General features: G+C 72.3%; 4 protein-coding genes. All 4 read left to right on the top strand.

Annotated elements, in window-relative coordinates; all coding sequences use genetic code 11:
- The coding region (locus tag K6I34_RS29750) for a (Fe-S)-binding protein (protein ID WP_229330618.1) at window positions 1-700 on the top strand (700 nt) is incomplete at its 5' end.
- 145 nt (window positions 701-845) lie between these two features.
- Window positions 846-2,783 carry an acyclic terpene utilization AtuA family protein gene (locus tag K6I34_RS29745; protein WP_374231057.1) on the top strand — a complete coding sequence of 646 codons (1,938 nt, stop codon included), beginning with the start codon at window positions 846-848 and terminating at the stop codon, window positions 2,781-2,783.
- Window positions 2,780-4,378, top strand: coding sequence for an acyl-CoA carboxylase subunit beta (locus K6I34_RS29740; RefSeq protein WP_229330616.1), 1,599 nt, complete (start codon window positions 2,780-2,782; stop codon window positions 4,376-4,378). The genes K6I34_RS29745 and K6I34_RS29740 overlap by 4 nt, the downstream gene beginning before the upstream one ends.
- 23 nt (window positions 4,379-4,401) lie before the next feature.
- Window positions 4,402-5,934: acetyl/propionyl/methylcrotonyl-CoA carboxylase subunit alpha (locus K6I34_RS29735; protein WP_229330614.1), on the top strand; the 1,533-nt coding region annotated here is incomplete at its 3' end.

Genomic DNA, 5,934 nt, shown 5'->3' with positions numbered 1-5,934 from the left:
GGCCCACGCCGCCACCACCGTCCTCCACCACGCCGGCATCCGCACCGCCCTCCCCCCGAAAGCACCCTGCTGTGCCCTCACCTGGATCACGACCGGGCAGCTCGCCACCGCTCGCCGTGTGCTCCGGAAGACGCTCGACCTGATGGGCCCGGCCCTGGACGCGGGGCTCCCCGTGACCGTTCTGGAGCCGAGCTGTGCCGCCGCTCTCCGTACGGATCTGCCCGAGCTGCTTCCCGACGACCCCCGGGCCGGGAAGCTCGCCGCGGCCGTGCGCACCTTCGCGCAGACGCTGGAAGAGCTCGCTCCCGACTGGCGGCCGCCACGGCTCGAACGGCCCGTCGCCGGGCAGACGCACTGCCACCAGCACGCCGTTCTGGGTGACGCCGCCGAGCGCCGCCTCCGCGAGAAGGCGGGCCTCACCGGCGCGCTGACGGGCGGCTGTTGCGGCCTCGCGGGGAACTTCGGTTTCGAGCGCGGCCACTACGAGGTCTCCGTGGCCTGCGCCGAAGAGCAGTTGCTGCCCGCCGTACGGCAGGCCCCGCCGGGCGCGGAGCTGCTGGCCGACGGTTTCTCCTGCCGTACGCAACTGGAACAGCTCGCCGGCCGCCGGGCCCGCCACCTCGCGGAGGTCCTGGCCGAGGCCCTGGACCCTGACACCCCTGACACCCCTGACAACCCCGGTGACCCTGGCCGAAAATAAGCCCGAAAATAAAAGGCAAGCACGCTTGCTTGTTTAGGGCGGCGCTGACACGCTCGTCTGCCACGGGGGTGAACCACGGGCCGTACGTCGCAGCACTGACGACACTGGCGGCCCGTCACCGCATCCTGTCCCAGGAGAGTGCACCGTGGTCGACCCGGTGGAGTCACCGTCCGCTCAGCCGCTCCGCATCGGCAACGCCTCCGGCTTCTACGGCGACCGTTTCGACGCCCTGCGCGAGATGCTCACCGGCGGCCCCCTGGACGTGCTGACGGGCGACTATCTCGCCGAGCTGACCATGCTCATCCTCGGCCGGGACCGGCTCAAGGACCCGCAGCGCGGCTACGCGAAGACGTTCCTCGCGCAGTTGGAGGAGGGGCTGGGGCTCGCCGTGGACAGAGGCGTCAAGCTCGTGACCAACGCGGGCGGGCTCAACCCGGCCGGGCTCGCCCAGGAGATCCGCGCCCTCGCCGACCGTCTCGGCATCCCCGTGCGCGTCGCGCACGTCGAGGGCGACGACCTGCTCGGCGAGCGCGACTGGGGGCCGGGCGTCCTCACCGCGAACGCCTATCTGGGCGGCGCGGGCATCGCCGCCTGTCTGCGCGCGGGCGCGGACGTGGTGGTCACGGGCCGCGTCACCGACGCCGCGCTGGTCACCGGCCCGGCCGCCGCGCATTTCGGCTGGCTCGTCGAGGACCTGGACCGGCTCGCCGGAGCCGTCGTCGCCGGGCATGTGCTGGAGTGCGGTACGCAGGCCACCGGCGGCAACTACTCCTTCTTCCAGGAGATCCCGGGGGCCGCCCGGCACCGTCCGGGCTTCCCGCTCGCCGAGATCCACGCGGACGGCTCCGCCGTGATCACCAAGCACCCGGGCACGGGCGGCGCGGTCACCGTCGGCACGGTCACGGCCCAGCTCCTCTACGAGACGGCGGGCCCCCGCTACCTCGGCCCGGACGTCACGGCCCGCCTCGACACGGTACGGCTCACGGAGGACGGCCCCGACCGGGTACGCGTCAGCGGCGTACGGGGCGAGGCGCCGCCCCCGACGCTCAAGACCGGGCTGACCAGGGTGGGCGGCTGGCGCAACGAGGTCGTGTTCGTCCTCACCGGCCTCGACGTCGAGGCCAAGGCCGCGCTGGTGCGCGAGCAGCTGGAGGCCGCCATGGCCCGGCGGCGCCCGGCCGAGGTCCAGTGGCTCCTCGCCCGCACCGACCGCCCGGACGCGGAGATCCAGGAGGAGGCCAGCGCGTTCCTGCGCCTCGTGGTCCGGGACTGCGACCCCGAAGCGGTGGGCCGCGCCATCAGTGGCGCGGCCGTGGAACTGGCCCTGTCGAGCTATCCGGGCTTCCACCTGACGGCTCCGCCGGGGAAGGGCATGCCGTACGGGGTCTTCGAGGCGGCGTATGTGGAGGCGAGCCGGGTGCGACACGTTGCCGTCCTCCCGGACGGCACGCGAGTCCGCATTCCGGCTCCCCCCGCGGGGGATCCCACCCCGGGGGCTGCGCCCCCGGACCCCCGAAGTTCGGGTGGTGACTTCGACTGCGGGCCGGTGGGGGCGGGCCGCGCAGTTCCCCGCGCCCCTGACGGGGCACGGACCCTGGCCCCTGATACTCAGCCCGTCCGGCGTTTGAGGACAAGCCCGGAGGGCTTTCCCGCCGGAGGCGGCGACGGTGGGGAGGCCGATCGGGCCGGGGCGGAGCCCGGAGGGAAAACCCGCCGGGTTCCCCTCGGCACGGTCGCAGGAACTCGCAGCGGCGACAAAGCCGGCACAGCCAACCTCGGCATATGGACCCGCACCGACGTCGCCTGGCAATGGCTCCGCCGAGAACTCACCACGGAACGCCTCCGCCAACTCCTCCCTGAGACCGCCCGATTCCCCGGCGTAGAGCGATACGAGTTCCCCCACCTCCGCGCGCTCAACTTCACCATCGACGGATTCCTCGGCCAAGGCGTCGCCTCGCAACCCCGTTTCGACCCCCAGGCGAAAGCCCTCGGCGAATGGCTGCGCGCCCGCCACATGGACATACCGGAAGACGTCCTGGCGGCGGAGGAGAAGGCGGAGGCAAAGGCGGAAGAGCCACGATGACCACCCTGCCGTCCGCCCTCGACCCGACGGGCCCCGAGTTCGCCGCCAACCGCACCGCCATGCTCGCCAAACTCGCCGCCCTCGACGCCGAGCACGCGAAAGCACTCGCGGGCGGCGGGGAGAAATACGTCGCCCGGCACCGCGCCCGCGGCAAGCTCCTCGCACGCGAGCGGATCGAATTGCTGCTGGACCCGGACACGCCGTTCCTGGAGTTGTCCCCGCTCGCGGGGTGGGGGAGCGAGTACACGGTCGGGGCGTCCCTCGTCACCGGGATCGGCGTGGTCGAAGGCGTGGAATGCCTGATCTCCGCGAACGACCCCACGGTCCGCGGCGGTGCCAGCAACCCCTGGACGCTGAAGAAAGCCCTGCGCGCCCACGAGATCGCGCACGCCAACCGGCTGCCCTGCGTGGCCCTGGTCGAGTCCGGCGGTGCCGATCTGCCGAGCCAGAAGGAGATCTTCATTCCGGGCGGGGCGATGTTCAAGGACATCACGCGCCTCTCGGCGGCCGGGATTCCGACGCTCGCCGTGGTCTTCGGGAATTCCACCGCCGGAGGCGCGTACGTCCCCGGAATGTCCGACCACGTCATCATGGTGAAGGAACGGGCCAAGGTCTTCCTCGGCGGTCCGCCCCTCGTGAAGATGGCCACCGGTGAGGACGCGGACGACGAGGCGCTCGGCGGTGCCGAGATGCACGCGCGGACCTCCGGGCTCGCGGACTATTTCGCCGTGGACGAGCGGGACGCCATCCGGCAGGCGCGCCGGGTCGTGGCCCGCCTCAACTGGCGCAAGGCGACAGCGGATCCGCAGGCGGCGGAAGACCCGGTCCATGACGAGGAAGAGCTGCTCGGCACCGTCCCCGGGGATCTCAAGGTGCCGTTCGACCCGCGGGAGGTCATCGCCCGGATCGTCGACGGCTCCGATTTCGACGAGTTCAAGCCGCTGTACGGGACGAGCCTCGTCACGGGGTGGGCCCGGCTGCACGGATATCCCGTCGGCGTGCTCGCGAACGCGCGGGGCGTGCTCTTCAGCGCGGAATCGCAGAAGGCCGCCCAGTTCATCCAGTTGGCGAACCGCCTCGACACGCCGCTGGTCTTCCTCCACAACACCACCGGCTACATGGTCGGCCAGGAGTACGAGCAGGGCGGCATCATCAAACATGGCGCGATGATGATCAACGCGGTGTCGAATTCCCGGGTACCCCACCTCTCCGTGCTCATGGGCGCCTCGTACGGCGCCGGGCACTACGGAATGTGCGGGCGGGCGTACGACCCGCGGTTCCTGTTCGCCTGGCCCGGCGCGAAATCCGCCGTCATGGGCCCGCAGCAACTCGCCGGGGTGCTGTCGATCGTCGCCCGCGCCTCGGCCGCCGAAAAGGGGCGGCCGTACGACGAGGAGACGGACGCCGCGCTGCGGGCGGCGGTGGAGCAGCAGATCGAATCGGAGTCGCTCGCCATGTTCCTCTCCGGGCGGCTCTACGACGACGGCGTCATCGACCCGCGCGACACGCGGACCGTGCTCGGGCTGTGCCTCTCGGCCATTCACACGGCGCCGGTCGAGGGCGCCCGCGGTGGTTTCGGCGTCTTCCGGATGTGAGGAAAGCAGGAGGAAGCAGGGGGATGCAGGAGATGAGGACCGTACTGGTCGCCAATCGCGGCGAGATCGCCTGCCGCGTCTTCCGTACCTGCCGCGCCTTGGGCCTGGAAACGGTCGCGGTGTATTCGGACGCGGACGCCTCGGCCCTGCACGTGCGCGAGGCCGACGCGGCGGTACGGCTGCCGGGGAACGCCGCCGCCGACACCTATCTGCGGGGCGACCTCGTGATCGGGGCCGCGGTCGCGGCGGGCGCCGACGCCGTGCACCCGGGATACGGATTCCTTTCCGAGAACGCGGAATTCGCGCGCGCCGTCCTGGCCGCGGGGCTGGTGTGGATCGGGCCGCCGCCGTCCGCGATCGAGGCCATGGCCTCCAAGACGCGGGCGAAGAAACTGATGGCGGAAGCGGGCGTACCACTGCTCGCGCCGCTGGAGGGGGAGGCGGTATCCCCGGACGCATTCCCGGACGCATTCCCGGTGCTCGTGAAAGCGGCCGCGGGCGGGGGCGGGCGCGGCATGCGCGTCGTGCGCGCGCCGGAGGAACTGCCGGGGGCGCTGAAGTCCGCGCGGGCGGAGGCCCTGGCCGCGTTCGGTGACGACGAGGTGTTCGTCGAGCCGTACGTGGAGGGCGGGCGGCACGTCGAGGTGCAGGTGCTGGCCGACGCGCACGGCGGCGTCTGGACCCTGGGAACGCGCGACTGCTCCCTCCAGCGCCGCCACCAGAAGGTCATCGAGGAGGCCCCGGCTCCGTACCTCTCCGAGGATGCGCGGGACACGCTGACGCGGTCCGCGGCCGCCGCCGCGCGAGCCGTCGGCTACGTGGGCGCCGGAACGGTGGAGTTCCTGGTAGGGCAGGACGGGCGCCCGTACTTCCTGGAGATGAACACCCGCCTGCAGGTGGAGCACCCGGTGACGGAGTGCGTTTACGGGGTGGACCTGGTCGCGCTGCAACTGAGGATCGCGGAGGGCCTGCGTCTCGACGACGAACCCCCGCGGCCCACGGGCCACGCGGTCGAGGCCCGGCTCTACGCGGAGGACCCGCGGCGGGACTGGGCACCATGGGCGGGCGAGGTGCACGAGCTGTCGCTGGAGCCGGGCGGGCGCGTGCGCGTGGACGCGGGCGTGGCGGCGGGCGACACGGTCACCGTCCACTACGACCCCCTGCTGGCGAAGGTCATCGCCTGGGCCCCCACCCGCACCGAGGCGACCCGCCGCCTGACCCACGCCCTGGAACGCGCCCGCGTCCACGGCCCGGTCACCAACCGCTCGCTGCTCGTCCGCTCGCTCCGTCACCCGGACTTCGCGGCGGGCCGCGTCGATACAACGTTCTATGAGAGGCACTTGGCCGAACTGACGGAGCCCGAGGACGAAGGAGAAGCGCTCCGTCTGGCGGCGCTGATCGCGGCCTTGGCGGACGCGTCGACGGAACGGGGGACGCGCCCCGTCAGGGGCGCGGGGAACTGCGCGCCCAGCCCCCACCGACCCGCAGACGAAGAACACCGCGGCATTCCCCAACGCATCGGCGGCTGGCGCAACCTCCCCTCCGTCCCCCAGACC

Source organism: Streptomyces sp. UNOC14_S4, from assembly GCF_020740835.1.
Taxonomy (GTDB): domain Bacteria; phylum Actinomycetota; class Actinomycetes; order Streptomycetales; family Streptomycetaceae; genus Streptomyces.
The sequence above is the reverse complement of the archived record's forward strand: the minus strand, read 5'-3'. Positions and strand labels throughout refer to the sequence as shown.

What these genes read in the sequence shown, in the direction of transcription:
- K6I34_RS29740 (WP_229330616.1), top strand. Translation starts at nt 2,780, where the DNA reads ATGACCACCCTGCCGTCCGCCCTCGACCCGACGGGCCCCGAGTTCGCC.